Genomic DNA, 22,581 nt, shown 5'->3' on the forward strand with positions numbered 1-22,581 from the left:
ATCTGCTTACGGCGATTACCTAGTGATAAGGGAGGCCATGACCAATATACGTAAGGTCGCCGAGTTAGCGGGGGTATCGGTAGCGACCGTATCACGCGCGTTAAAGTCGCCGGATATCGTCTCACCGGCCACCCGGGAAAAAGTGCTGAAGGCCGTTGATCAAGCGGGCTACAAGCCTAATTTGATGGCGGTTCAGTTTCGCTCTCAACGTACTTATAACTTAGTGGTATTGGTACCCACGATCGCAAACACCTTTTTTGCGCGGGTAATCAGCGGTATTCAGGAAGCTGCCCAAGAACGCGGCTACGGCGTTCTGCTGTGTAATACGCTTGGTAATGAGGCGATGGAAACCCAATACGCCAGTTTAGTCAGTACCCGCCAGGCGGATGGCGTGATTCAACTGCGTGCTTTTAACCCTTTTTCTGAAAAGGCGTTTCCTGCTGGGGCGGTATTGCCCATGATCAATGCCTGCGAGGTGCTGGACGATGCGCCCTGTCCCACCGTCAAACTCGATAACCGAGCGGCAGCCCGGGAGGCCACCGAGCACTTGATCTCCCTGGGGCATCGTCGAATTGGCATGATTAAAGGGCCTCGGCGCAGCCCCTTGACCCGTGACCGCCAACAAGGCTACCAGGATGCGTTGAGCGCAGCGGGCATTCCGTTAGATGAGTGCCTGCTTTGTCCTGGCGATTTCACGCCACGTTCTGGTTATCAGGCGGCTGAAACGCTTATTGCTTTAGCGGAGCGCCCCTCCGCCATTTTTTGTGAAAGCGATGAAATGGCCATAGGCGCTATAAGCCGTATCAAAGAAGCGGGCCTGCGGGTGCCGGAGGATATTTCGGTGGCAGGCTTTGATGATATTGCGTTTGCTTCTTACAGCGACCCGCCGCTGACGACGATTGCCCAACCGGCGGAAGCCTTCGGACGCGAAGCTGTTGCGATGTTGATTGAGGTGCTGGAAGGGCGGCAAGTAGACAATTTGGTGTTGCCTTATACCCTGGTCTCAAGGGCCAGTACTGCCACATGCCGACCTTAGGCGACTTCCTTTCGCGCCCTAAGTGCATACAATAAGTGGGGCTTTCTCGAAAAGCTTCACAACTGCTGTCCACGCACACCACTAAACGCACATCATAAAAATAGCTAAAAAAGGATCTACCATGACGCTGACACGCCCAATGGCTCGTTTAACCGCTGGCTTGGCCGGTGCGGCTCTGCTGACCGCCTCCCTTTCTGCACAAGCACGCGAACTCTCGGTTTCTACGGTTTTGTCTGACGCTTTCCCCTGGGGGCAGGCGGCTGAGAAGTGGGCCGAACTAGTTGAGGAGCGTAGCGACGGCGAGTTAACGCTGCGCGTTTACCCCAACTCTCAACTGGTTTCCGGTGACCAAACCCGCGAATTTTCCGCCATGCGCTCCGGGTTGATTGATGCCGCTGTGGGCTCGACCATCAACTGGTCGCCCCAGGTGCCGGAACTTAATCTCTTCTCTTTGCCGTTCTTCATTCCCGATGAAGCCGCCGTTGATGCGGTTACCGGTGGTGAAGCAGGGGAGTTGGTTTTTGAAGCAATCGAATCTCGTGGCGTTATCCCGTTAGCCTGGGGTGAAAACGGTTTCCGCCAGGTTTCCAATTCTCGCGGGCCGATTAGCCAACCAGACGACTTGGACGGCCTGAAAATCCGCGTTGTTGGCTCGCCGCTGTTCCAGGATACCTTCTCGGCATTGGGTGCCGACCCCACCCAAATGAGCTGGACAGACGCTCAGCCTGCGCTGACCACCGGCGCCGTTGATGGCCAGGAAAACCCACTCTCTGTGTTTGACGTCGCGCGCATTGATCAAGTCGGCCAGGAGCATTTGACACTCTGGAACTACATGAATGACCCACTGATTTTTGCGGTCAATCAGCAGGTATGGCAAACATTGAGCGAAGAGCAGCAAACCCTACTGCGCGAAACCGCGGTAGAAGCGGGTGAGTGGGAAATCGCCATGACCCGTGAAGAAGAGGGCGAGCGTCTTGCGGCGATTCAAGAGCGCGGCGTCACAGTAACCGAGCTTTCCGATGAGCAGTATCAGGCGTTTGTCGATGCCACCCAGTCCGTTTACGAAAAATGGGCGCCGCGGATTGGTGAAGAGGTGGTAGAGGCCGCACAAGCCGCTATCGACGCGCGTTAATTACCTTTGATGTTCAAACTCCCGGCCTTGAAGGCTGGGAGTTTTTTGCTGTGAGGCTGCCATGAAAGGCTTTCCTGATGCGCGCCCTGAACGTTGGCTGGGCGCGCTGGCATTAATCATTATCTCATTGATTAGTCTTGGTAATGTGATTACTCGCTACTTAACCGGCGGCTCTTTTTCATTTACCGAAGAGTTTTCTGTGTTTTTGTTGGTAGTCCTGACCTTTGCCGGTGCCTCGGTGGCGCTGCGGCGTAACCGCCATATTCGTATTGGCTTTTTGGAACGGGCATTGCCGCTCAAGTACCGTCGTGTACTGATCCTTTTTCAAGCGCTTTGCGGTGCCACCGTGCTGGGTTTGATCACTTGGTATGGCGGCAAGATGGCCTGGCAAGAGTATCAGTGGGAGTCGCTGTCACCAGGGCTTGGCTTGCCTCAGTGGTGGTATTTAGTCTGGCTGCCCGTGCTTTCTGCGGCCATGGTGTGGCGCTTATGCCAGCAAACCGCCGACCGTTTAACGGGGAGGCTCACCGATGAGCCCTGATGTGTGGATGATACTGGCGTTTGCGGGGCTGCTGATAGCGGGGGTGCCGGTAGCGTTTTCGCTGGCGCTCTCCGGGGCCGTTGGCATCGTGCTGGGTTTGTCACCGGACATGCTCGCAACGATGGGTACCAATACCTATAACAGTATTGCCAAGTACCCTTTGATTGCGATTCCGCTGTTTATCTTAACCGGGCTTATTTTTGAACGTTCCGGTGTAGCGCTGCGTTTAGTGCGTTTTGCCCAGGCTTTGATTGGCCCGCGCCACGGTGGCTTGGCCTTGGTGGCGGTGCTGGTGTGTATGATTATGGGCGGAATGAGTGGCTCAGGCCCTGCTGATGCCGCGGCGGTTGCGATGGTGATGCTGCCGAGTATGACCAAAGCGGGCTACCCCAAGCCGTTTTCCGCCACGCTGATTGCCGCCTCTGCTTCGACGGCGATTCTCATTCCCCCTTCAGTGGCGCTGATTCTTTACTCGATCGTGGTGCCGGGCGTTGATTTACGCGCACTTTTCGCAGCAGGTTTATTTCCCGGTATTCTGGCGGGGCTGGCGCTACTGGTGCCCGCTATGCTCGTTTCCAAACGCTACGGTTGGGAGGGCGGCACACCCATAGAGGGGGCTGAAAGGCTAAGTGTGCGCTCCACTTTTAAACAGGCGATACCGGCGCTGTTTGCCCCGGTGCTGATTTTGGGTGGTTTGCGTTCAGGGCTGTTTACACCCACCGAAGCGGCCGTGGTAGCCGTTGCTTATGGTGCGATTGTCGGTCTTTTTCTAACCCGCGAGCTGTCGCTGCGTGATTTATGGGAGCTATTGGGTGAGGCGGCGATTATTTCCGGCGTAGTGATGCTGATTATCGCTCTGGCGGGGATTTTTGCTTGGGCAGGCACCATGCTGGGCACCTTCCGCCACTTGGCGGAATGGATTATTAGCCTGACCGATAACGGCGTTTTGCTGCTAATCCTGGTGATGTTAGCAGTGTTGGTCGCTGGGATGCTGTTGGATGCGATCTCGATTTATTTGATCATGATGCCGATTTTGATCCCCGTGATGCAGCATTTTGAGTGGAACCCGGTGTGGTTTGGGATTCTGTTGGCGATGAATATTGCCATTGGCCAATTTACCCCGCCGGTGGCGGTGAATTTGATGGTGACCACCGAAGTGGCCAAAATTCGCTTGGAGCAGACCATCGGATGGGCGCTGCTGTTTGTCGTTGCAATGGGCTGTGCGCTAGCGCTAGTGGCAATCTTCCCCGCTATCGCGCTATGGCTGCCGCGCGTTTTGGGCTATAACGTTGATTAATTTTGCTTACCCTATGCAAAGGCGGTATAGCAGTTAACGCTCCCTAAACGATGAAGACCGCTACACTGAGTATTAGACGACAGCGAAATTCATTATTTAGCGTATTACATTTCGCTAATTAGGTTTTTTTCGCTAAAGTAATGCTAGCAGGCAGCTTATGGGTCGCCTGTAACCGTTTGTCTTGAAAATAGAATGTCTTGAAAACGTTTTGGAACAAGGGCACCTGAGGGAACGGTTCATCAGGTGAGACCAAAGCGTGCGATGCTCGTAACATCAAATACGCTCACAACATCAATACAAAGAGGTGTGTTCATGAAACGCCATGTATTTTCCACTACTGCTTTCTCCGGTGCGCTACTTGCCGCCGCTGCTTTCGCCTCACCGGCAATGGCACAGGATGACGAGCAATTCATCACCATTGGCACCGGTGGCCAAACCGGCGTTTACTACGTCGTGGGTCAGTCGATCTGTCGTTTGGTTAATCGTCTCGAAGACGCCGATATTAAGTGTAATGCACCTTCCACCGGTGGTTCTGTCGCCAATATCAATGGCATCAAGTCCGGCGAATTGGACATGGGTGTCGCTCAATCCGATGTTCAGTATCAAGCCTACAACGGCACTGGGAATTTCGAAGGCGAGCCCTACGAAGAGCTGCGTGCGCTGTTCCGTGTCCACGGTGAGCCGTTGACGCTGCTTGCGCGGGCTGACTCTGGCATCGAGACGCTCGATGACTTGGAAGGCAAGCGTGTCAACATTGGTAATCCAGGTTCGGGCCAGCGCAACACCATGGAAGTGGTGATGGAAGCCAAGGGCTGGACTGAAGACACCTTCTCGTTGGCATCTCAGCTTGATGCTGCCGAGCAAGCGGCGGCACTCGCTGATAATAACGTCGATGCCATGGTATACGTGGTTGGCCACCCCAATGGCTCCATCCAGGAAGCCACCACCACCGTTGATGCTCGTCTGATTCCGTTGAACGACGAAGACATTCAAGGCATCGTCGATGAATATCCTTACTACGCCGCATCGGTAATTCCGGGTGGTCTGTATCGCGGCAATGACGAAGATGTCGAAACCTTCGGCGTGGCAGCGACCTTTGTCACCACAGCTGAGGCTGACGAAGAGGTGATCTATCAGACCGTCAAGGCGGTTTTTGACAACTTCGATCGTTTCAAGCGTCTGCATCCGGCCTTCGAAAATCTTGATCCAGAAGAGATGGTGAGTGAAGGGCTTTCCGCACCGTTGCACGATGGGGCAGCGCGTTACTACCGTGAACAAGGCTGGATTGAGTAATCCAGACGCCTAAGGTGATACTACCTTAGTAAGAAATGCGCGGTTACCTCAGGGTGCCGCGCATTTTGGTTTAGAATGTTGATAGGGCGTTTAAAATGTTGATAGGGCATTTCGATATGGCAATGATGCGTCAATCGACTCGGAGCGGGGCAGGCAGATGACAGACGATAAGAACAGGCCTTCGGGAGCCGGAGTAGACTTGGAGGATATGGTCGCCTCTAGCGACACAGGAGCCCGCAAGCCAGCCGGCATGCCCGGAAAGCTTTTGGTAAGCATTGCGGCAGTGTGGTCTCTTTTTCAATTGTGGATCGCTTCGCCAGTGCCCTTCGTCCTTGGGTTTGGTGTATTTAGTGCCACTGAGGCGCGTTCTATTCACTTGGCCTTTGCGCTTTTTTTGGCGTATATGGCTTATCCGGCACTCAAGCGCTCCCCGCGCGACCGTGTTCCGATTCAGGATTGGGTGCTTGCAGCGGCGGCGGCCTTCTGTGGCGCTTACATGTTTATGTTTTACGAGCAGTTATCCCAGCGCCCCGGCGCACCGATACTGCAGGACGTTATTATTGGCATCGCAGGGATACTGCTGCTGCTCGAGGCGACGCGTCGAGCGCTTGGCCCGCCGTTAATGATTGTAGCGTCGGTTTTTCTTCTCTATAGCCTGGCTGGCCCTTGGATGCCGGGTATTCTTTCCCATGGTGGGGTGAGCCTCTTTGGCTTGATTAATCACCAGTGGTTGACTACGCAGGGGGTCTTCGGTATCGCTCTGGGGGTATCAACCAGCTTCGTGTTTCTGTTTGTGTTATTCGGTGCTCTGCTCGATAAGGCGGGTGCTGGCAATTACTTTATCAAGGTGGCGTTCTCACTATTGGGCCACTATCGCGGCGGACCAGCGAAAGCTGCCGTGGTGGCCTCGGCCATGACCGGTCTGATTTCCGGCTCCTCGATTGCCAATGTGGTAACCACTGGTACTTTCACGGTGCCGATGATGAAACGTGTCGGATTTTCCGCGGAAAAGGCGGGCGCTGTTGAAGTGGCGTCATCGGTCAATGGACAGATTATGCCTCCGGTAATGGGGGCGGCCGCTTTCTTGATGGTCGAGTATGTGGGCATCTCTTATGTCGAGGTGATCAAGCATGCCTTCCTTCCCGCGCTGATCTCCTATATTGCGCTGGTCTACATCGTTCACCTTGAGGCCCTCAAGGCCAACATGAAGGGGCTGCAAAGCAGTAACCCACCTAAGCCGCTGGTCAATAAAGTGATTGGCTTTCTCGGTGGTTTGCTACTGATGATGGGCACCGCTCTGGCTGTTTATTACGGCCTTGGCTGGCTCAAGCCGGTACTGGGGGATGCGACCCCCTGGGTGGTAGCCGTTGGACTTACGGTCATTTATATCGCCCTGCTCAAACTGGCGGCCGGTTACCCAGAGCTCGAGCTCGATGACCCTAACCAACCGATCTTTACACTGCCCCAGACCAAACCGACGGTGCTGGTTGGCTTGCAGTACATCCTGCCGGTTATTGTGCTGGTGTGGTGTCTGATGGTGGAACGTTTATCGCCAGGACTGTCGGCTTTCTGGGCCACCGTTTTCATGATTTTCATTATTCTGACCCAGCGCCCCATTACGTCAATCTTTCGCGGACGCAGCGATATGAGGGCGGATCTGCGTGAAGGCGCGATGGATCTTTGGAATGGCCTGGTCACTGGTGCCCGCAACATGATCGGCATCGGCATTGCCACGGCCACCGCCGGTATCATCGTCGGTGCCGTCTCCCAGACCGGGGTGGGTCTGGTGTTAGCCGAAGTGGTGGAAACGCTGGCTATGGGCAACTTGATGCTAATCTTGCTGCTTACCGCTGTGCTTAGCTTGATCCTCGGCATGGGGCTGCCTACGACAGCAAACTACATCGTTGTATCGGCACTACTGGCACCGGTCATCGTCAACCTGGGCGCTCAAAATGGCTTGCTGGTACCATTGATTGCGGTACACCTGTTCGTGTTCTACTTCGGCATCATGGCCGACGTTACCCCACCGGTGGGGCTGGCCTCCTTTGCGGCGGCGGCAGTATCCGGTGGCGATCCCATTCGAACCGGTTTCCAGGCGTTCTATTACAGCCTTCGTACCGCGGCGCTGCCGTTTCTGTTTATCTTCAATACCGATCTGCTACTCATCGATGTGACCTTCCTTCAGGGGGTGTTGATCTTTGTGGTGTCGACCATCGCCATGTTGATCTTCGCTGCCGCGACCCAGGGCTTTATGATTACGCGCAACCGCTGGTATGAGTCTATCGTGCTGCTGCTGATTGCGTTCACGCTATTCCGGCCTGGTTTCTGGATGGACATGATTCATGATCCCTACGAATCCATCCCACCCGCGCAATTCGTCGAAGCGCTGGGTGATGTGGATGAAGACTCCACTTTGCGTTTGCAGATTGCGGGTCTTGATGATTATGGCGATCCCATGACCACTTACATGACATTACCGGTACCTGAAGGCGAAACAGGTCAGGAGCGGCTCAATAACCTGGGCATGGAGCTATTTATTGAGGATGGCACGGCAACCGTTGATATGGTGACCTACGGCAGCCAAGCGGCAGAGCTCGGTTTCGACTTCGATCAAGAAATCATCGAAGTTCTGGCCCCCGTCGACCGCTGGACTAAGGAGCTAATGTGGATTCCTGCCTTCTTGGTCTTTGGGTTGATCGTATTGATGCAGCGTCGGCGTCGCGATAACACGCAAGCTGCCGCCACCGCATGAAGGAGAGTGCCATGTATAGCAAAATCATGTTGCCGGTGGATTTGAACGAGGAGTCTTCCTGGTCGAAGGCGCTGCCCACAGCCCTGACGCTATGTCGAACTTTTGGCGCCTCGCTTCATGTGGTGACGGTACTGCCGGACTATCGTATGCCCATGGTGGGCTCCTACTTCCCCAAGGACTTCTCCAAAAAAGCGCATACAGCGATCACCGATGCGCTCCATGACTTTATCAAGACGAATGTGCCCGACGACATTCAGGTACAAAGTGTCATTGTGGATGGCTCACCTTGGGAGGCCATTATTAAAGCCGGTAAGAAACTGGACGTCGATCTAATCGTCATGGCTTCCCACAATAAGCGTAAGTTTGTCGATTATGTGCTCGGCCCCAATGCAGAGCACGTTGTGCACCATGCCAAAATGTCGGTAATGATTGTGCGCTAGACATTCAGAGCGTCACGTACGGAAAACCCAAAACTCCGGGCAGTTGCTCGGAGTTTTTTATGGCCGTCCGTCGCGCGTCTTGACTATATCGGTTTTTACTAACGCAGCAATTTAATTGGCGGTTGACAGCTGTTTCGTGGATTTTTTGTACGCGCATCTCAAAGCGTCACCCCAAACAGCGTTGGTCAGCTACATTAAGAGGGTATTAACAAATAATGTTAAGCCATTAATTTAGTGTTAATACCGTCAACGGGTAATGAGTGTTGATGCCTTAGAGGTAAATCCTGAATCCAGGGTCTATATCAGGAACAACAGGAGTGATGCCATGAATGCGGCTACAACAAAAACAAACCACCATGCGGATCAACCCAGCGTTAAAATCACTATTAACAAGGTTGGATTGGATCGACCCAGGGCGTGGTTGGCTGCTGGCGTAGAGGATTTTCGTCGGGCAACGGTAGTGAGCCTCTCTTATGGCATGTTTTGGGTGGGGTTGAGTATTGCCATTACTCTTGGCGCCTTCACCATGGGCTACTGGTACTGGCTGCTGCCCATGATTGCCGGGTTTATGTTTATTGGCCCGCTGGTGGCAGTAGGCTCTTATGGTATTAGCCGAGCGTTGGAACGTGGACAAGTACCTAACCTAGGTGATGCGTTTGGAAGCTGGAAGCCCCATGCTGGTCAGCTGGCGATGATGGGCGTCATGATGATGATCTTCTTCCTCGCTTGGATTCGTTTGGCCACGCTGCTGTTCGCACTATTTTTCGGTTTTGAAGTGCCTAGTCCCGCGTCGCTCTATACTGCGCTGCTGACCACCTCAGAGGGCCTGGGCATGTTGGCAGTGGGCACAGTTGCAGGCGGGATTTTAGCCTTTGGCGCCTTCGCCATAAGCGTTGTAGCGATTCCTACCTTGATGGATCAAGACCTAACCTTTATGGAGGGGATAGAAGCTAGCGTACGCTGTGTCGCGCGTAACTTTCGCGTGATGCTGTTATGGGCGGTGATTCTTACCCTGTGCGTTCTGGTTGGCGTTATGACGTTTTACATTGGTCTTGCACTTATTTTGCCTGTGCTAGGACATGCCAGTTGGCACGCCTACGAAGATTTGGTGCGCTTTGAACCCTTCGAGAAAATCAAATCGTAACCCTAGTGTGAACAGTAAATAACGTTTCAGTGACGAAAAAAACAGTATTTGCCCTGACCTGCTTAAGGAGATGGCGTAACCTTTACGCTGTCTTCTTTTATTGTTCCTGGGAGCTATAACCAGCGGGCAACCTTGCGTGAGGTGTTTACTGTGAAAGCGTGGTTAATGGGGTGGGCCGTGCTGATGTTCAGCGCTCCCCTGGTGGGGCTTGCTGATTCAGTCGATGAACTAGACGTGCCTAACGGGCCCGTTATTTTGACCGTCAGTGGTAACATAGACCTTACCAATGTGGGGAGTGAAGCGCAGTTTGACCGGGCCATGTTAGCGGCTTTACCACAGTATGAATTTGATACCAGCACGCCGTGGACAGAGGGCCGCAGCCACTATAGTGGCCCTTTAATGCGTGATCTTTTGGCGCTATTAAGCTCCGACAGTGATGCGGTTCACGTTTCCGCGCTGAACGGTTACGAAGCCGAAATACCGGTCAGTGATTTTATTGAGCACGATGTCATCTTAGCCATCGAAAAAAACGGTGAGGCGATTCCGATTCGCGAATATGGCCCTTTGTGGGTGCTCTACCCCTTTGATCAAGATGAAGTGCTGTTAAGCGAAAAAATCCGCTTTAGAGCGGTATGGCAGGTTATGCATATTAATGTTCTCTAGCGCTCCTAGTGCGCAGGCTTCCAACCTACTGCGTTATCCTCGCCGTTTTAAGCTCGTTGCCATTGTCGCGGTGTTACTGTTCGCTGCGGCGTTGGTCGTCGCTACCTTGGCCGCTTGGCGGCAGGAAAATCTAACCCAAAGCCTGAGGGAAGATACCGCCTGGGTTGTTTATAAGCTGGATCGTGATGCGGTACAGCTACTTAATCATTTATTGGCGGCAACCCGCGAGCCGATAACTCCGACGGCTCACGAGGAGCTAAATCTTCGCTTTGAGCTACTTTATAGCCGTATAACGCTGCTTAACGACGGCGAAGTCAGCAACTTGTTGCAGCAGATCGATACCGCCCGTGAGCTACTGGAAGAAATTCAGCAGCAGCTTGATGTGCTGGATATCATATTCGAACCCTACGGCGTGTTTGATCAACTGCCGATAGCAGCGCTGGAAGATGAGCTACAGGTACTAACGCAACTGACTGAACGCCTGGTTATTGCTATTAACGGCTATTTAGCCGAATCGGCGACGGAGGAGCGTGCCCAGCTCAGCCTGCTTTACAAGTTGCTGATGAGCCTGATTATTGGCATGAGCTTAGCGGCGTTTCTGGTGATTGCTTTTTTGGTGCGTGAAATGCGTGAGAGTGCGGCGATAAGGCGGAGCCAGGAGCAGCTTGGTCGGCAGCTGGAAGTCACCGCCAAACAGGCTCAGGCGGCGAATCAGGCAAAGTCAGACTTTTTAGCCATGGTCAGCCATGAAATTCGCACGCCGCTGAACGGTGTTATCGGCATGAGTGAGCTGCTGCGTGAATCCGCCAGCCCCGCTCAGGTAGAAGATTACGCTCATACGATCCACGACAGCGCCAACCAATTGCTGGCGATGATCAATGAAATTCTCGATTTCTCAAAAATCGAAGCAGGGCACTTAACCCTTGAAACATCGCCTACGGAACTCAAGCCGCTGGTCGATAGTGTTGTCGTGCTATTTGCGCCCCGAGCAAAAATGAAAGGGTTAACGCTATCGGTCAATGTCGATGCACTGGTGCCTGCCTGGGTGCTTGTCGATGCAGGTCGGCTGAGGCAAATTTTGCTTAACCTAATTGCCAATGCGATTAAATTCACTGATCACGGTGATGTCAGCGTACGAGTCTCTTCGACGGTGGAGCAGTTACTGTTTGAGGTCAGTGATACGGGCTGTGGTCTAAGCGAACAGCAACAGCAGCGTCTATTTGAGCCTTTTCAGCAGGCGGATGAATCGGTGGCACGTCGATTTGGGGGTACCGGGCTAGGGCTGGCAATTTGCAAACGGTTAAGCGAAGCCATGCAAGGGCGATTAGGGGTAAAAAGCCAATTAGGCCAAGGTAGCACTTTCTGGTGTGAGTTGCCCTTGATCGCCGCCGACCCCGTATCCAGTACGCTGCCCCCATCCCCCAAACGGGACTTTACCGGCACAACACTGCTGCTGGTAGAGGACAATGCCGTTAATCGCAAAGTCGCGATGGGCTTGTTGGCGCGCTTAGGTTGCGATGTCGTCTGGGCCGAGAACGGCCATGATGCCTTGGCCATGGCCGAATCCCAACAAGTGCATTTGATCTTTATGGATATTCAACTGCCCGATATGGATGGCCTGGCAGTCACCCAGCGTTTGCGGGAACAGGGTGGCTGGCTGGCCAGTGTGCCGATTGTTGCCATGACGGCCGGGGGGGCTGAAGATGACCGTAAACGCTGCCTGGCGGCGGGCATGGATGATTACATCACTAAGCCACTGTCGCTTGCGGCGTTAAGTAACGTGTTGGCATTACAACTTTTTGCAACCCCAGACGCAACGCCTTTACAGGCATTAGCGGTCTCTCCTCCGTTAACCAAGCAGCAATCACTCCTTAACAGCGATACCCTTGGCATGCTGAAAACGACGCTAGGGGAGGCGAGCGTTACACAACTGATCATGCTATATCATCAGCAAGTAAGCGATTACTCCGCTCAGTTGGCTGCGTGTTTGGCCGCTACTCCCCTAACGTCAGAGCAGACACAGCAGGTTGAGCGGCTTGCCCACCAACTGCGCGGCGAGTCATTGAGTATGGGCGCCGACCAGCTTGCCGAATTGGCGAAGCAGCTTGAAAAATTAGCTGAAACGCAACATGCGACATCCAAGCAGCTTGATGATGCGTTCTGCGCGTTAAGACTTGCAGCGGCGCATACATATGCCGCACTAGAGAGGTGGTGCCGTGACCACTTATCAGGTTGAGCAGGGTATTCTTACTGCGGCCAGTCAGCAGGCTAATGTTTGCCAGGCAGCGGCGGAGTTAGCCGACGCTTTACAGCACGAACACTTGGGGTTCGTGCTGTTCTTCTGCAGCGCGGAGTATGATTTAGCTGCCCTAGCAGACGCGCTGGAAAGTAGTTTTCCCACCACGCCGCTAAGTGGCTGTACGACGGCTGGGGAAATAACCCCTGGAGGCTATGACCGCGGTTCCATCGTGGCGATTGGGTTTGATCGCCGACTGTTTGCCATTGAAACGGCGCTGATCGACGACCTGGAGCATTTTGAACTAGCCAACGCTCAACCGCTGGTCGATACGCTGTTGGAGCAGTGCCGCCAACAAACCATCGCGCCGATTAACGAACACAGCTTTGCGCTGACGCTATTGGATGGCTTATCCAGCCGTGAAGAGCAGGTGCTCGCTACCTTAGATGCCGCCCTAGGCCGTATCCCCAGTTTTGGCGGCTCGGCGGGTGACGACAATCACCTTAGCCATACCCATGTGTATACCGCTGGGCGCTTTTATACCCGTGCAGCAGTGGTGGTGATGATCAACACTCGGCTGCCTTTTGAAGTATTTTCAACCCACCACTTAATACCATTGGCCCACAAACTCGTAGTGACCGAGGCTGACCGCGAACAGCGGCGGGTGATAGAACTCAACGGGTTGCCTGCCGCCCAGGTATATGCCGAACTGGTAGGTAGTGCGCCTGCGCAGCTCAACGCTGGCATTTTTGCCCGTCATCCATTAGCCGTACGCATCGGCGGCCAGCACTACGTGCGCTCTATTCAGCGTGTTAATAGCGACAGTAGTTTGAGCTTTTACTGCGCGGTGGAAAACGGCATTGTACTGACCGCCATGCAGCCCACGCCGCTACTGGATAATCTCAGCGTGATGCTTGCTGGAGTAGGTGCCCGCCTAGGCGCGCCGAGCATGATTATTGGCTGCGACTGTTTTCTACGCAGGATGGAGCTCGAGGCGTTACAACAGTTGGATCAGGCATCGCAGTTGCTGCGCCAGGCAGGCGTAGTGGGGTTCAATACGTACGGTGAACAGCATCATGGTATGCATGTGAATCAAACGTTTACGGGGGTGGCGTTTGGATCTCTTCCAACTAACCACAAACACTGACGCGGCGGATGTCGCGGCGCTGCGGGAAGAGAACCGTCGCTTGCGTAAAGTGTGCCAAGCGCTGATGGAGCGGGTGGAAACGGGAAGCGGTGCCGACCCCGCGCCCTATGCCGCGTTTGAACGCTCAGTGTTACTTGCCGAACAGGTGCGTGAGCGCACTGATGCGCTGCACCGCACCTTAGACGAACTGAGCCAGGTCAATACGCGCCTACTGGCCGCGAAAGCCGAAGCCGAAGCCGCTAACCTCTCCAAAACGAAATTTCTGGCGGCGGTCAGTCACGATTTGCTTCAGCCACTCAATGCCGCCCGGCTGTTTGCCAGTGCGTTAGAAACCCACTCGCTTCCTGATACCTCACAAGCTCTGGTCGGCCATATTGGCCGTTCGCTGAAAGATGTTGAAGGCTTGATAGGAACGCTAGTGGATATCTCGCGTTTGGACGCAGGCGTACTCCACGCCGATAAAGCGCCCTTCGCGGTGAGCACGCTGCTAGATGCGCTGGCAGAGGAGTATCGCCAAGTGGCCGGGGTGCGGGGGCTGACACTGCACTACGTGCCTTCCAGTGCGGTGGTCGAGTCGGATCTAGCGTTGCTGGCGCGAGTGATCCGCAACTTCTTAAGCAACGCGGTGCGCTATACCGAGCAGGGGCGCGTGCTGCTGGGCTGTCGGCGGAGACGAGATGGCCTGGAAATTATGGTGGGCGATACCGGCCCCGGGATCCCTGAGCAGCAGCGGGAAGCGATCTTTCTGGAGTTTCGCCGCGCTAATCAGCCCAATAGCTCCCACAGCCGCGGTTTGGGGTTGGGTCTAGCCATCGTTGACCGGATCAGCGCCATGCTGGGACAACCGATCTCGCTCGCCTCTAGCCCTGGCGCGGGTGCGCTATTTTCGATCACCGTACCCTACGCGACGGCCGCGCCGCCTGCAGTGGCGAGCACTCATTATACGCCGCTGCCTGACGTTGCAGAGGATCCGCTAAGCGGCTGTGTCATTTGGGTGATTGATGATGACCTGGCGATTATAGAAGGTATGCAGGCGCTGCTAGGCAGTTGGGGGTGCCGAGTGCGCGCCGCTGCCACGGTGAGTGCGTTAGAGGCTGCCAGCGACGGTGAGCGACCGTCAGTATTGCTGGTGGATTATCATTTGGGCGATCACCGCGAAACCGGCATTGAGTTGGCCGCGCGACTGCAGCGCCGTTATCCAGGCTTGGCAGCGGTGGTGATTACTGCCAATCACGAGGCGGAGATTAAGCGCGCAACCCGCGAAGCGGGCATGTACTGCCTGCTCAAACCGTTAAAGCCCCTGCGGCTGCGCATGCTGCTAGCCACACTGCTCAATAAAGCCTAACGCGTGCGGTTGGCCCGGTGAAAGCTTAGATCTTCCTCGCCTGCGATAACAATGGCGTGAACCCGGCTCGTGGCATTCAGCTTGCGCAGAATCGCCGAGACATGGGTTTTGACGGTCGTTTCGGCAATCAACAACTCCCGGGCAATATGCTTGTTCGACATGCCTGTCGTCATGCACGCCAACACCTCTAACTGCTTATCGGTTAAACGCGCCAACCGCTCGCTGGTCGATGAAGCATTTGCAATGGGTGGCACCGCAGAAGTGCGCGGTGCTGGGCGACGCATGATATCGGGCGGCAGGTAGAGCTGGCCTTCAAGAATCTGCGTTAACGCCGCCAGCAGCGCTTCCCGGGGTGTGGATTTGGGAATATAGCCCACCGCGCCGAGGGTAATGGCATCGAGTACCAGCTGGCGCTCTTGATGTGCAGAAACAATCGCCACCGGCAACCAGGGAAATGCCTCTCGCAGTGCTGTCAGCCCCTCTAAGCCTTCCGCATCCGGAAGGCTTAAATCCAGCAGCAATAGATCTAGCTCTGTTTGCGCTTCAATCAGCGTTATTGCATCAGCAAGGCTCTCTGCTTCCAATAGCAGGCTGCCTGCCAAGCCCCCGCTAATCACGGTTTGTAGCGCGTCTCGGAACAGCGGATGGTCATCCGCCACCAACAGGGAATACATGGCGTCTCCTACCAAGGGATGAGGACTAATCCTGCCATCGGGCTATATCGCCATTTGCTTTAGTGAACAACACTGTCAATGCACCTTTAATAATCATAATACTCAGGAGCAATACAATGATCTACGCCAACCCTGGTGATACCGGTTCTGTGGTGTCATTTGAAAAACGCTATGGCAACTATATCGGCGGTGAATTTGTGGCCCCGGTGAAAGGCCAATACTTCGATAATATCAGCCCCGTCAATGGCCATGTCTTCTGCGAAATCCCCCGCTCAACGGCAGAGGATATCGATAAAGCGCTGGATGCGGCCCACAAAGCGGCACCTGCCTGGGGGAAAACATCCGCCCAAGAGCGCAGCAATATCCTGCTGAAAATCGCTGACCGCATTGAACAGAACCTGGAAATGCTTGCCGTTGCCGAAACCTGGGACAACGGCAAAGCCGTGCGTGAAACACTGAACGCCGATCTGCCGCTGGCGGTTGACCACTTCCGCTACTTTGCCGGCTGCATACGCTCGCAGGAAGGCACGGCGGCGGATATCGATGCCAACACGGTTTCTTATCACTTCCACGAGCCGCTTGGCGTAGTGGGCCAGATTATCCCCTGGAACTTCCCGATTCTAATGGCGGTTTGGAAGCTGGCGCCTGCACTGGCGGCGGGTAACTGCGTGGTGCTCAAACCTGCCGAGCAAACCCCAGCATCGATATTAAAAGTCGTCGAATTGATTGGCGACCTGCTACCTCCGGGCGTCCTTAATATCGTCAATGGCTTTGGCGCCGAGGCAGGGCAGGCGTTGGCAAGCAGCAAGCGCATTGCCAAGATCGCCTTTACCGGCTCTACCCCTGTTGGCTCGCATATCTTGAAATGCGCGGCGGAAAACATCATTCCCTCTACCGTGGAGCTAGGCGGCAAATCCCCCAACATCTACTTTGCCGACATCATGAACGCCGAACCGACCTTTATTGATAAAGCAGTCGAAGGCTTGGTGCTGGCGTTCTTTAACCAGGGTGAAGTGTGTACTTGCCCGTCACGTGCGCTGATCCAAGAGAGCATGTACGAGGAGTTCATGGCCAAGGTCATCGAGCGTACCAAAACCATCAAACGCGGCAATCCACTGGATACCGACGTGCAGGTGGGGGCTCAGGCCTCTCAAGAGCAGTTCGATAAAATCATGTCCTATATGGATATCGCCCGAGATGAAGGCGCGGAATTCCTCACCGGCGGTAACAAAGAGACCATGGACGACAGCATCAACGATGGTTACTACATCCAGCCCACGCTGCTGAAGGGTAACAATCAGATGCGCGTCTTCCAGGAAGAAATCTTTGGCCCGGTGGTGGCAGTCACTACCTTCAAGGATGAAGAAGAAGCGTTGGCGATTGCCAACGACACCGAGTTTGGTTTGGGCGCAGGCGTGTGGAGCCGCGATATCAACGTCGCCTTCCGCATGGGCCGAGGCATTCAAGCCGGACGTGTATGGACCAACTGCTACCACCAGTATCCCGCCCATGCGGCCTTCGGTGGCTATAAAAAATCCGGCGTTGGCCGTGAAACTCACAAGGTGGCGCTTGAGCACTACCAGCAAACCAAAAACCTGCTGGTCAGCTACGACATCAATCCGCTGGGCTTCTTCTAACCCGCCACGTTTTTCTATGTATAGCTAACCCACACCGTCCGGCATCAGCCGGGCGGTAATTGTCAGTCCCCTGACGCTGACTCTACTGATAAGAGCAGTGCTTAAACTGCCGTATCGAAAACTATTAGGAGTTGCATCATGGATAGCACAATGCGCGCGGCGGTCGTTCGTGAGTTTGGCCAGCCGTTGGTCATAGAAGAAGTTGATGTACCTCGCCCCAAGCAGGGCGAAGTGTTGATGAAAGTGGCGGCCTCTGGGGTTTGCCATACCGATTTACACGCCGCCCACGGCGATTGGCCGGTGAAACCCTCGCCACCGTTTATTCCCGGCCATGAAGGCGTTGGGCATATCGTGGCGGTGGGTGCAGGTGTCACCCATGTCAAAGAGGGTGATCGTATTGGTGTGCCCTGGCTCTACTCGGCCTGCGGCTACTGCGAGCACTGTTTAGGCGGTTGGGAGACGCTGTGCGAGTCCCAGCAGAATACCGGCTACAGCGTTAACGGCGGGTTCGCGGACTACACCTTAGCGGATGCAGGCTATGTAGGGCGCTTGCCGGATGCCGTTGATTTTATCGAAATAGCCCCGGTGCTGTGTGCCGGTGTAACGGTTTATAAAGGCTTGAAAATGACCGATACCCGCCCCGGTCAGTGGGTGGTGATTTCGGGGATAGGTGGGCTTGGCCATATGGCGGTGCAGTACGCCAAAGCGATGGGGCTGAACGTGGCGGCTGTCGATATCGATGACGGTAAGCTAGCCCTGGCTGAGCGTTTAGGCGCCACGGTAACCGTTAACGCCATGAAAACCGACCCAGCGGCGTACCTGAAGAAAACCATTGGTGGTGCTCACGGGGCCTTGGTGACAGCGGTGTCGCCGAAGGCGTTTGATCAAGCGCAGAATATGCTACGCCGCGGCGGAACACTGGTGCTCAATGGCCTACCACCCGGCGACTTCCCGCTGCCAATCTTTAGCACAGTGCTCAATGGCATTACCATACGTGGCTCTATCGTTGGTACGCGCAGCGATCTGCAGGAAGCGCTGGATTTCGCTGCCGAAGGCAAGGTTAAGGCCACGGTCGCAACCGATACGCTGGACAATATCAACGATGTCTTCCAGCGCATGATCGACGGCAAAATCGAGGGTCGTATCGTGTTGGATATGGCGAGCTGACATCGTTCTAGTGTCGTATCTCAGGGGGAGGCAACTCCCCTTTTTAATTTCGGCAGTGTCACTGCTCAGGCACGATTTAATCCCCGCCGTTCCCCTGTTGGCCCAACCAACGGCGCGCCATTCGCTCTGCGTGGGCAAGGTTACTGACAACCGCTAACTGACCTGCTTCGCGCTTAATGCCCGCGCGTTTGAGTTTCAGCGCCATGCGCGGTGACAACCCTACAAATATTACCCCCACCCCATGCTCGCCCAGCTCGCGTCGCAGCGTATCCAGCGCCACCATGGCGGTGGTATCCAGGCTGGGTACATCGCGCATATCCAGAACGACGATTTTTACGCTGTGGTCAATCACTCTGAGTGTGGCAATGGCCTTTTCTGCTGCGCCAAAAAACAGCGGTCCGCTTATCTTATAAAGGGCTACTTCCGGCGGGAAGTGTTCGCTGGTGTTGGGTGCCGCCAAGCGTTGGGTATGAGTCAGCTGTGCCATTCGGCGAATAAACAGCGCGGCGGCTAGGCCAATACCCACGGCCACGGCAACCACCATGTCGAAAACAACCGTGAGTACGAAACAGATCACCAACACCCAAACATCGCTGGCGGGGGCGCTTTTCAGCGTATGCATAAAGTGGTGCGCCTCGCTCATGTTCCAGGCGATGATGAAGAGCAGGGCAGCCAGAGCGGCCATGGGTACATATCCCAGTACTCCCGCGAGCATGACCACGGCAAGTAGCACTACGACTGAGTGCACCACTGCAGCGATAGGTGAAAAGGCACCGCTTTTGATATTGGTCGCGGTGCGGGCAAGGGCCGCCGTGGCGGTAATGCCGCCGAAGAAGGGCACCACCATATTGCCCAGCCCCTGGCCAATTAGCTCGGCATTAGGATCATGGCGGGTGCGAGTTAAGCCATCTGCTACCACGGCACACAGTAGCGACTCAATGGCCGCCAGCAGTGCAATCGCCAGTGCCGGGCCAAGCAGAGCCTGAATCAGCGCAAAGTCGATCTCAAGCGGCGTGCCATCGGCACCAGGGAAATGCCACGGTGCGATAAAGCCAGGCGCGAAGGGAGGAATGCCACTGCCGCTTTCGCCCTGATACTCCCAGCTAAAGCGCGAGGCGATAGTATCGACCTCGACACCACCCACCAGCAGCAGGGCGGCAACCAGGGTACCCACCGCCAAGCCAACCAGCGGGGCAGGAACTGGCGTATTCAGGCGGGGCCAGATTAACAGCGTTGCCAAGGTCACAAGCCCGACGCTGATTTCAGCCAGTGACAGAGTGGGCAGTGCTCGACCAATCAGCATGAGGTTACGCAGAGTACTATCGCCGAGCTCAACCCCGGCCAAACCGAGAAAATCGGGCAGTTGCAGCAGCGCAATGACGACGCCAATGCCCGCTGTGAAGCCAAGAATGACCGGGTAGGGGACGTACTGAATCAGACTGCCCAGCCGCGACAGCCCCAGCGCGACCAAAATGGCGCCTGCCATAAAGGTAGCAATCAGCAGCCCGCCCAAACCATGATTGGCCACAATGGGGAATAGGATCACCACAAAGGCGGCGGTAGGGCCAGAGATATTAAACCGCGAACCGCCGGTCAAGGCGATCACCGCGCCTGCCACGATGGCAGTGTATAGCCCGTGCTGAGGTGGCACGCCAGTAGCGATGGCCAGCGCCATGGAGAGCGGTACCGCCACCACACCAATCGTCAGACCCGCCATTACATCCCGCTTGAATTTGGCCAGCGTATACCCTTCACGCCAGGCGTTTACTAACGCGCGGCCAGGCATCGGGAAAACGTATCCCGAAGATTGATGGACACGGGACATAGAGTCAGCCTCCTAAAAATAGGGAAAACAAGCCATTACGCTACGCCTGCGGTGAAATTTGCACAACAAGTCGTTAGTCGCGGAGTCGTTAGCGCACAAAAAATCCCAGCCGCTTGGCTGGGATTTTTTTAGGCTAAGCGCAGATGCTTACTTATATCTGCGAGTCTTCAGGCGGTTCGCCGATGGTGCCAGGCATTGCCTGAACATGACCCATCTGCTCACCGGCCAAGGTGAGGAAGTGTAAGTGGCGCTCATACTCAGCCACCAAATCACCAATCACCTGACCACGGGTATAACCGTTAAGGTCTTTATCTTGTCCACCTTCCGCCAGGTAGACATCCAGACGTACATAGAAGTCATCATCGGCAGGGATGAAGCTTGGTGTGCGCATACGGTGCGGACACACTTGGTAGACAAAGCTGGTGGCGTCACCGAAGTCGACCTGGAGCGTCAGGTTCGGTAGCGACTCGCCCTCGACATGCTCTTCGGTCACATTGGCGGTTTGACCACGGCTTTCAAGCTCCTGAGCAAACTGGGTCATCGCTGGGCGAATGGAGTGCTCGATCGTCGCAGCGGCACCCGCACGATTAGAGGTATCCAGGGCGCGATCCAGGCGCTCTCGCCAGTCACCACCGGGGGCACCACCAGCAATCATGCGGCGTGCATCGGCTTTGCTACCTTCAAGTTTCAGCGCTTTATACATGCCCACCATTACCGCGAAAATCACCACTGAGAAGGGCAGTGCGGTTATAACGACGGCACTCTGTAGTGCGTTCAAGCCTCCGGCCATCAGCAGAGCAATGGTGATCAACCCTATCGTCGCAGACCAGAAAATACGCAGTTTCACCGGCGCATCGTGGTTCACGTCGCTCAAAATAGAGGTGAAGTTGGCCAGTACCAGTGCACCGGAGTCCGCTGAGGTAATAAAGAACACGATACCCAGCACGGTGACAACCGCCGCAGTTAGGCCGACATAGGGGTAGTACTCAAGCAGCGTGTAGAGCGTTGTTTGTGGGGTGTTCAGAGCCTGTTCACCCAGTTCGACAACGCCCTGGTTGGCCACCAGCTCAATGCCGCTGTTACCAAATACCGACATCCACACCATCATAAAGGCCAGCGGAATAAACAAGGCGCCTGCGACAAATTCACGAATGGTGCGGCCGCGGGAGATACGTGCCAGGAACAGACCCACAAACGGTGTCCAGGCAATCCACCAGCCCCAGAAGAAGATCGTCCACCACATCTTCCACTCTTGGGCGCCTTCATCGGCAAAGGCGTAGGTGTCAAAGCTTGCAGCGACAAAACCGGATAGATAATCACCGGCGTTATTGACCACCTTATCCAGCAGTACCAGGGTGTCGCCTGAAAAGAGCACAAACAGCATCAGCGCCAATGCCAGCAGCATATTGAACTCAGAGAGGCGGCGAATGCCTTTCTCAACGCCGGTCACCACAGAAATCGTTGCTAATACCACCACCAGTACAATCAAAATCACCTGCACGGTGAGCGTTTCCGGCACGCCGAACATATAGGTGAGGCCGTAGTTGAGCTGCATCACCCCGATACCCAGGCTGGTAGCAATGCCGAACACGGTAGAAATAACCGCGGTAATGTCCACTGCGTTGCCAATGGGGCCGTGGATACGCTTCCCTAGAATTGGGTAGAGCGCGCTGCGGATCGCTAGCGGCAGGCGATGGCGGTAGCTAAAGTAGGCCAGCGCCATACCCATCAACACGTACAGCCCCCAGCCGGAGAGCCCCCAGTGCAGATAGGTTTGGACGACGGCGTTACGCATCGCAGCTTGGCTCTCCGGGGTTAAATCCGGCGGTGCCAAATAGTGGGCCACTGGCTCGGCAACGCTGAAAAACAGCAGGTCGATCCCGATACCCGCGGCAAACAGCATGGCTGACCATGAGAGCAGCGAAAACTCGGGCCGGGAGTGGTCGGGCCCTAGGCGAATACTGCCAAAGCGTGACATGCCAATAGCAACCACAAAGACCAGGTAGGCAACAATCGCCAGCATGTAGTACCAGCCAAAGGTTTTGCTGACCCAGGCAAGCCCGGCATCAAAAAAAGCACCGGCTTGCTCGGTGAACAGCATGGTGAGTACTAAAAAGATAACGATACCCGCCACACTGCCGTGGAAAACCACGGGATTGAGGCGGTCGCGGGAGGGGAGGATGGGGTTGTCTTTCGCCATGCAGGCGGACTCCTGTTGTTGAAAGATGAATTTTTATTTTGAATGAACGTTC

Annotated in this window: 17 protein-coding genes; 14 read left to right on the forward strand and 3 right to left on the reverse strand. The window is 55.1% G+C overall.

Translation table 11 applies throughout. From position 1 onward, the window contains the following. Window positions 1-37: 37 nt before the first annotated feature. The 12 genes from AC4EYZ_RS18055 to AC4EYZ_RS18110 all read left to right on the forward strand — a co-directional run bounded on the left by AC4EYZ_RS18055 (window position 38) and on the right by AC4EYZ_RS18110 (window position 15,026). A complete protein-coding gene (locus AC4EYZ_RS18055) occupies window positions 38-1,036 on the forward strand; it encodes a LacI family DNA-binding transcriptional regulator (RefSeq protein WP_039859393.1) in 999 nt (332 codons plus the stop codon). A 121-nt stretch (window positions 1,037-1,157) separates the two neighbouring features. Beyond that, window positions 1,158-2,168, forward strand: a complete 1,011-nt coding sequence (locus tag AC4EYZ_RS18060) for a DctP family TRAP transporter solute-binding subunit (protein WP_009287382.1) — start codon at window positions 1,158-1,160, stop codon at window positions 2,166-2,168. A 61-nt stretch (window positions 2,169-2,229) separates the two neighbouring features. Beyond that, entirely contained in the window at window positions 2,230-2,709 is a 480-nt protein-coding gene (locus tag AC4EYZ_RS18065; protein WP_161463166.1) for a TRAP transporter small permease, read from the forward strand. Then, window positions 2,699-4,006, forward strand: a complete 1,308-nt coding sequence (locus tag AC4EYZ_RS18070) for a TRAP transporter large permease (RefSeq protein WP_009287381.1) — start codon at window positions 2,699-2,701, stop codon at window positions 4,004-4,006. Before AC4EYZ_RS18065 ends, AC4EYZ_RS18070 begins: the two co-directional genes overlap by 11 nt. Before the next feature lie 312 nt (window positions 4,007-4,318). After that, window positions 4,319-5,299 carry a TAXI family TRAP transporter solute-binding subunit gene (locus AC4EYZ_RS18075; protein WP_474191054.1) on the forward strand — a complete coding sequence of 327 codons (981 nt, stop codon included), beginning with the start codon at window positions 4,319-4,321 and terminating at the stop codon, window positions 5,297-5,299. A 157-nt stretch (window positions 5,300-5,456) separates the two neighbouring features. Further along, window positions 5,457-8,051 carry a TRAP transporter permease gene (locus AC4EYZ_RS18080; RefSeq protein WP_022522287.1) on the forward strand — a complete coding sequence of 865 codons (2,595 nt, stop codon included), beginning with the start codon at window positions 5,457-5,459 and terminating at the stop codon, window positions 8,049-8,051. 11 nt (window positions 8,052-8,062) lie between these two features. Then, complete coding sequence (locus AC4EYZ_RS18085) at window positions 8,063-8,491, forward strand: universal stress protein (protein WP_027958076.1); 429 nt, start codon at window positions 8,063-8,065, stop codon at window positions 8,489-8,491. Window positions 8,492-8,816: 325 nt separating this feature from the next. Then, window positions 8,817-9,635 carry a DUF2189 domain-containing protein gene (locus AC4EYZ_RS18090; protein WP_022522289.1) on the forward strand — a complete coding sequence of 273 codons (819 nt, stop codon included), beginning with the start codon at window positions 8,817-8,819 and terminating at the stop codon, window positions 9,633-9,635. 165 nt (window positions 9,636-9,800) lie between these two features. Further along, complete coding sequence (locus AC4EYZ_RS18095; protein WP_051052028.1) at window positions 9,801-10,298, forward strand: putative pterin-binding protein; 498 nt, start codon at window positions 9,801-9,803, stop codon at window positions 10,296-10,298. Then, window positions 10,288-12,534, forward strand: a complete 2,247-nt coding sequence (locus AC4EYZ_RS18100) for a hybrid sensor histidine kinase/response regulator (protein WP_041158854.1) — start codon at window positions 10,288-10,290, stop codon at window positions 12,532-12,534. The genes AC4EYZ_RS18095 and AC4EYZ_RS18100 overlap by 11 nt, the downstream gene beginning before the upstream one ends. Beyond that, window positions 12,515-13,681 carry a nitric oxide-sensing protein NosP gene (gene nosP, locus AC4EYZ_RS18105; protein ID WP_342584365.1) on the forward strand — a complete coding sequence of 389 codons (1,167 nt, stop codon included), beginning with the start codon at window positions 12,515-12,517 and terminating at the stop codon, window positions 13,679-13,681. Before AC4EYZ_RS18100 ends, nosP begins: the two co-directional genes overlap by 20 nt. Then, entirely contained in the window at window positions 13,650-15,026 is a 1,377-nt protein-coding gene (locus AC4EYZ_RS18110) for a hybrid sensor histidine kinase/response regulator (protein WP_022522293.1), read from the forward strand. Before nosP ends, AC4EYZ_RS18110 begins: the two co-directional genes overlap by 32 nt. Here the strand turns inward: AC4EYZ_RS18110 and AC4EYZ_RS18115 are convergent. Further along, the gene (locus AC4EYZ_RS18115; protein WP_022522294.1) at window positions 15,023-15,700 is read right to left on the reverse strand and encodes a response regulator; all 678 of its coding nucleotides are present in this window, start codon (window positions 15,698-15,700) and stop codon (window positions 15,023-15,025) included. The two genes, AC4EYZ_RS18110 and AC4EYZ_RS18115, sit on opposite strands and share 4 nt — an antisense overlap. 116 nt (window positions 15,701-15,816) lie before the next feature. Here AC4EYZ_RS18115 and exaC point away from each other — a divergent pair, with 116 nt between their 5' ends. Further along, window positions 15,817-17,337, forward strand: a complete 1,521-nt coding sequence (gene exaC, locus AC4EYZ_RS18120) for an acetaldehyde dehydrogenase ExaC (RefSeq protein WP_027958074.1) — start codon at window positions 15,817-15,819, stop codon at window positions 17,335-17,337. A gap of 138 nt (window positions 17,338-17,475) precedes the next feature. Then, entirely contained in the window at window positions 17,476-18,504 is a 1,029-nt protein-coding gene (gene adhP, locus AC4EYZ_RS18125) for an alcohol dehydrogenase AdhP (protein WP_009287372.1), read from the forward strand. Between the two features lie 76 nt (window positions 18,505-18,580). Here adhP and dauA read toward each other — a convergent pair whose 3' ends face one another. Together dauA and betT are read right to left on the reverse strand one after the other, a co-directional pair. Then, the gene (gene dauA / locus AC4EYZ_RS18130; RefSeq protein WP_027958073.1) at window positions 18,581-20,329 is read right to left on the reverse strand and encodes a C4-dicarboxylic acid transporter DauA; all 1,749 of its coding nucleotides are present in this window, start codon (window positions 20,327-20,329) and stop codon (window positions 18,581-18,583) included. 151 nt (window positions 20,330-20,480) lie between these two features. Beyond that, window positions 20,481-22,529 carry a choline BCCT transporter BetT gene (gene betT / locus AC4EYZ_RS18135; protein WP_009287370.1) on the reverse strand — a complete coding sequence of 683 codons (2,049 nt, stop codon included), beginning with the start codon at window positions 22,527-22,529 and terminating at the stop codon, window positions 20,481-20,483. Between the last annotated feature and the right edge of the window lie 52 nt (window positions 22,530-22,581).

The organism is Vreelandella sp. 162(4c), from assembly GCF_058152265.1.

What these genes read in the sequence shown, in the direction of transcription:
- AC4EYZ_RS18095 (WP_051052028.1), top strand. Translation starts at nt 9,801, where the DNA reads ATGGGGTGGGCCGTGCTGATGTTCAGCGCTCCCCTGGTGGGGCTTGCT.
- adhP (WP_009287372.1), top strand. Translation starts at nt 17,476, where the DNA reads ATGGATAGCACAATGCGCGCGGCGGTCGTTCGTGAGTTTGGCCAGCCG.
- AC4EYZ_RS18075 (WP_474191054.1), top strand. Translation starts at nt 4,319, where the DNA reads ATGAAACGCCATGTATTTTCCACTACTGCTTTCTCCGGTGCGCTACTT.
- AC4EYZ_RS18100 (WP_041158854.1), top strand. Translation starts at nt 10,288, where the DNA reads ATGTTCTCTAGCGCTCCTAGTGCGCAGGCTTCCAACCTACTGCGTTAT.
- AC4EYZ_RS18070 (WP_009287381.1), top strand. Translation starts at nt 2,699, where the DNA reads ATGAGCCCTGATGTGTGGATGATACTGGCGTTTGCGGGGCTGCTGATA.
- AC4EYZ_RS18090 (WP_022522289.1), top strand. Translation starts at nt 8,817, where the DNA reads ATGAATGCGGCTACAACAAAAACAAACCACCATGCGGATCAACCCAGC.
- betT (WP_009287370.1), bottom strand. Translation starts at nt 22,529, where the DNA reads ATGGCGAAAGACAACCCCATCCTCCCCTCCCGCGACCGCCTCAATCCC.
- AC4EYZ_RS18115 (WP_022522294.1), bottom strand. Translation starts at nt 15,700, where the DNA reads ATGTATTCCCTGTTGGTGGCGGATGACCATCCGCTGTTCCGAGACGCG.
- exaC (WP_027958074.1), top strand. Translation starts at nt 15,817, where the DNA reads ATGATCTACGCCAACCCTGGTGATACCGGTTCTGTGGTGTCATTTGAA.
- AC4EYZ_RS18060 (WP_009287382.1), top strand. Translation starts at nt 1,158, where the DNA reads ATGACGCTGACACGCCCAATGGCTCGTTTAACCGCTGGCTTGGCCGGT.
- AC4EYZ_RS18055 (WP_039859393.1), top strand. Translation starts at nt 38, where the DNA reads ATGACCAATATACGTAAGGTCGCCGAGTTAGCGGGGGTATCGGTAGCG.
- AC4EYZ_RS18080 (WP_022522287.1), top strand. Translation starts at nt 5,457, where the DNA reads ATGACAGACGATAAGAACAGGCCTTCGGGAGCCGGAGTAGACTTGGAG.
- AC4EYZ_RS18065 (WP_161463166.1), top strand. Translation starts at nt 2,230, where the DNA reads ATGAAAGGCTTTCCTGATGCGCGCCCTGAACGTTGGCTGGGCGCGCTG.
- AC4EYZ_RS18085 (WP_027958076.1), top strand. Translation starts at nt 8,063, where the DNA reads ATGTATAGCAAAATCATGTTGCCGGTGGATTTGAACGAGGAGTCTTCC.
- dauA (WP_027958073.1), bottom strand. Translation starts at nt 20,329, where the DNA reads ATGTCCCGTGTCCATCAATCTTCGGGATACGTTTTCCCGATGCCTGGC.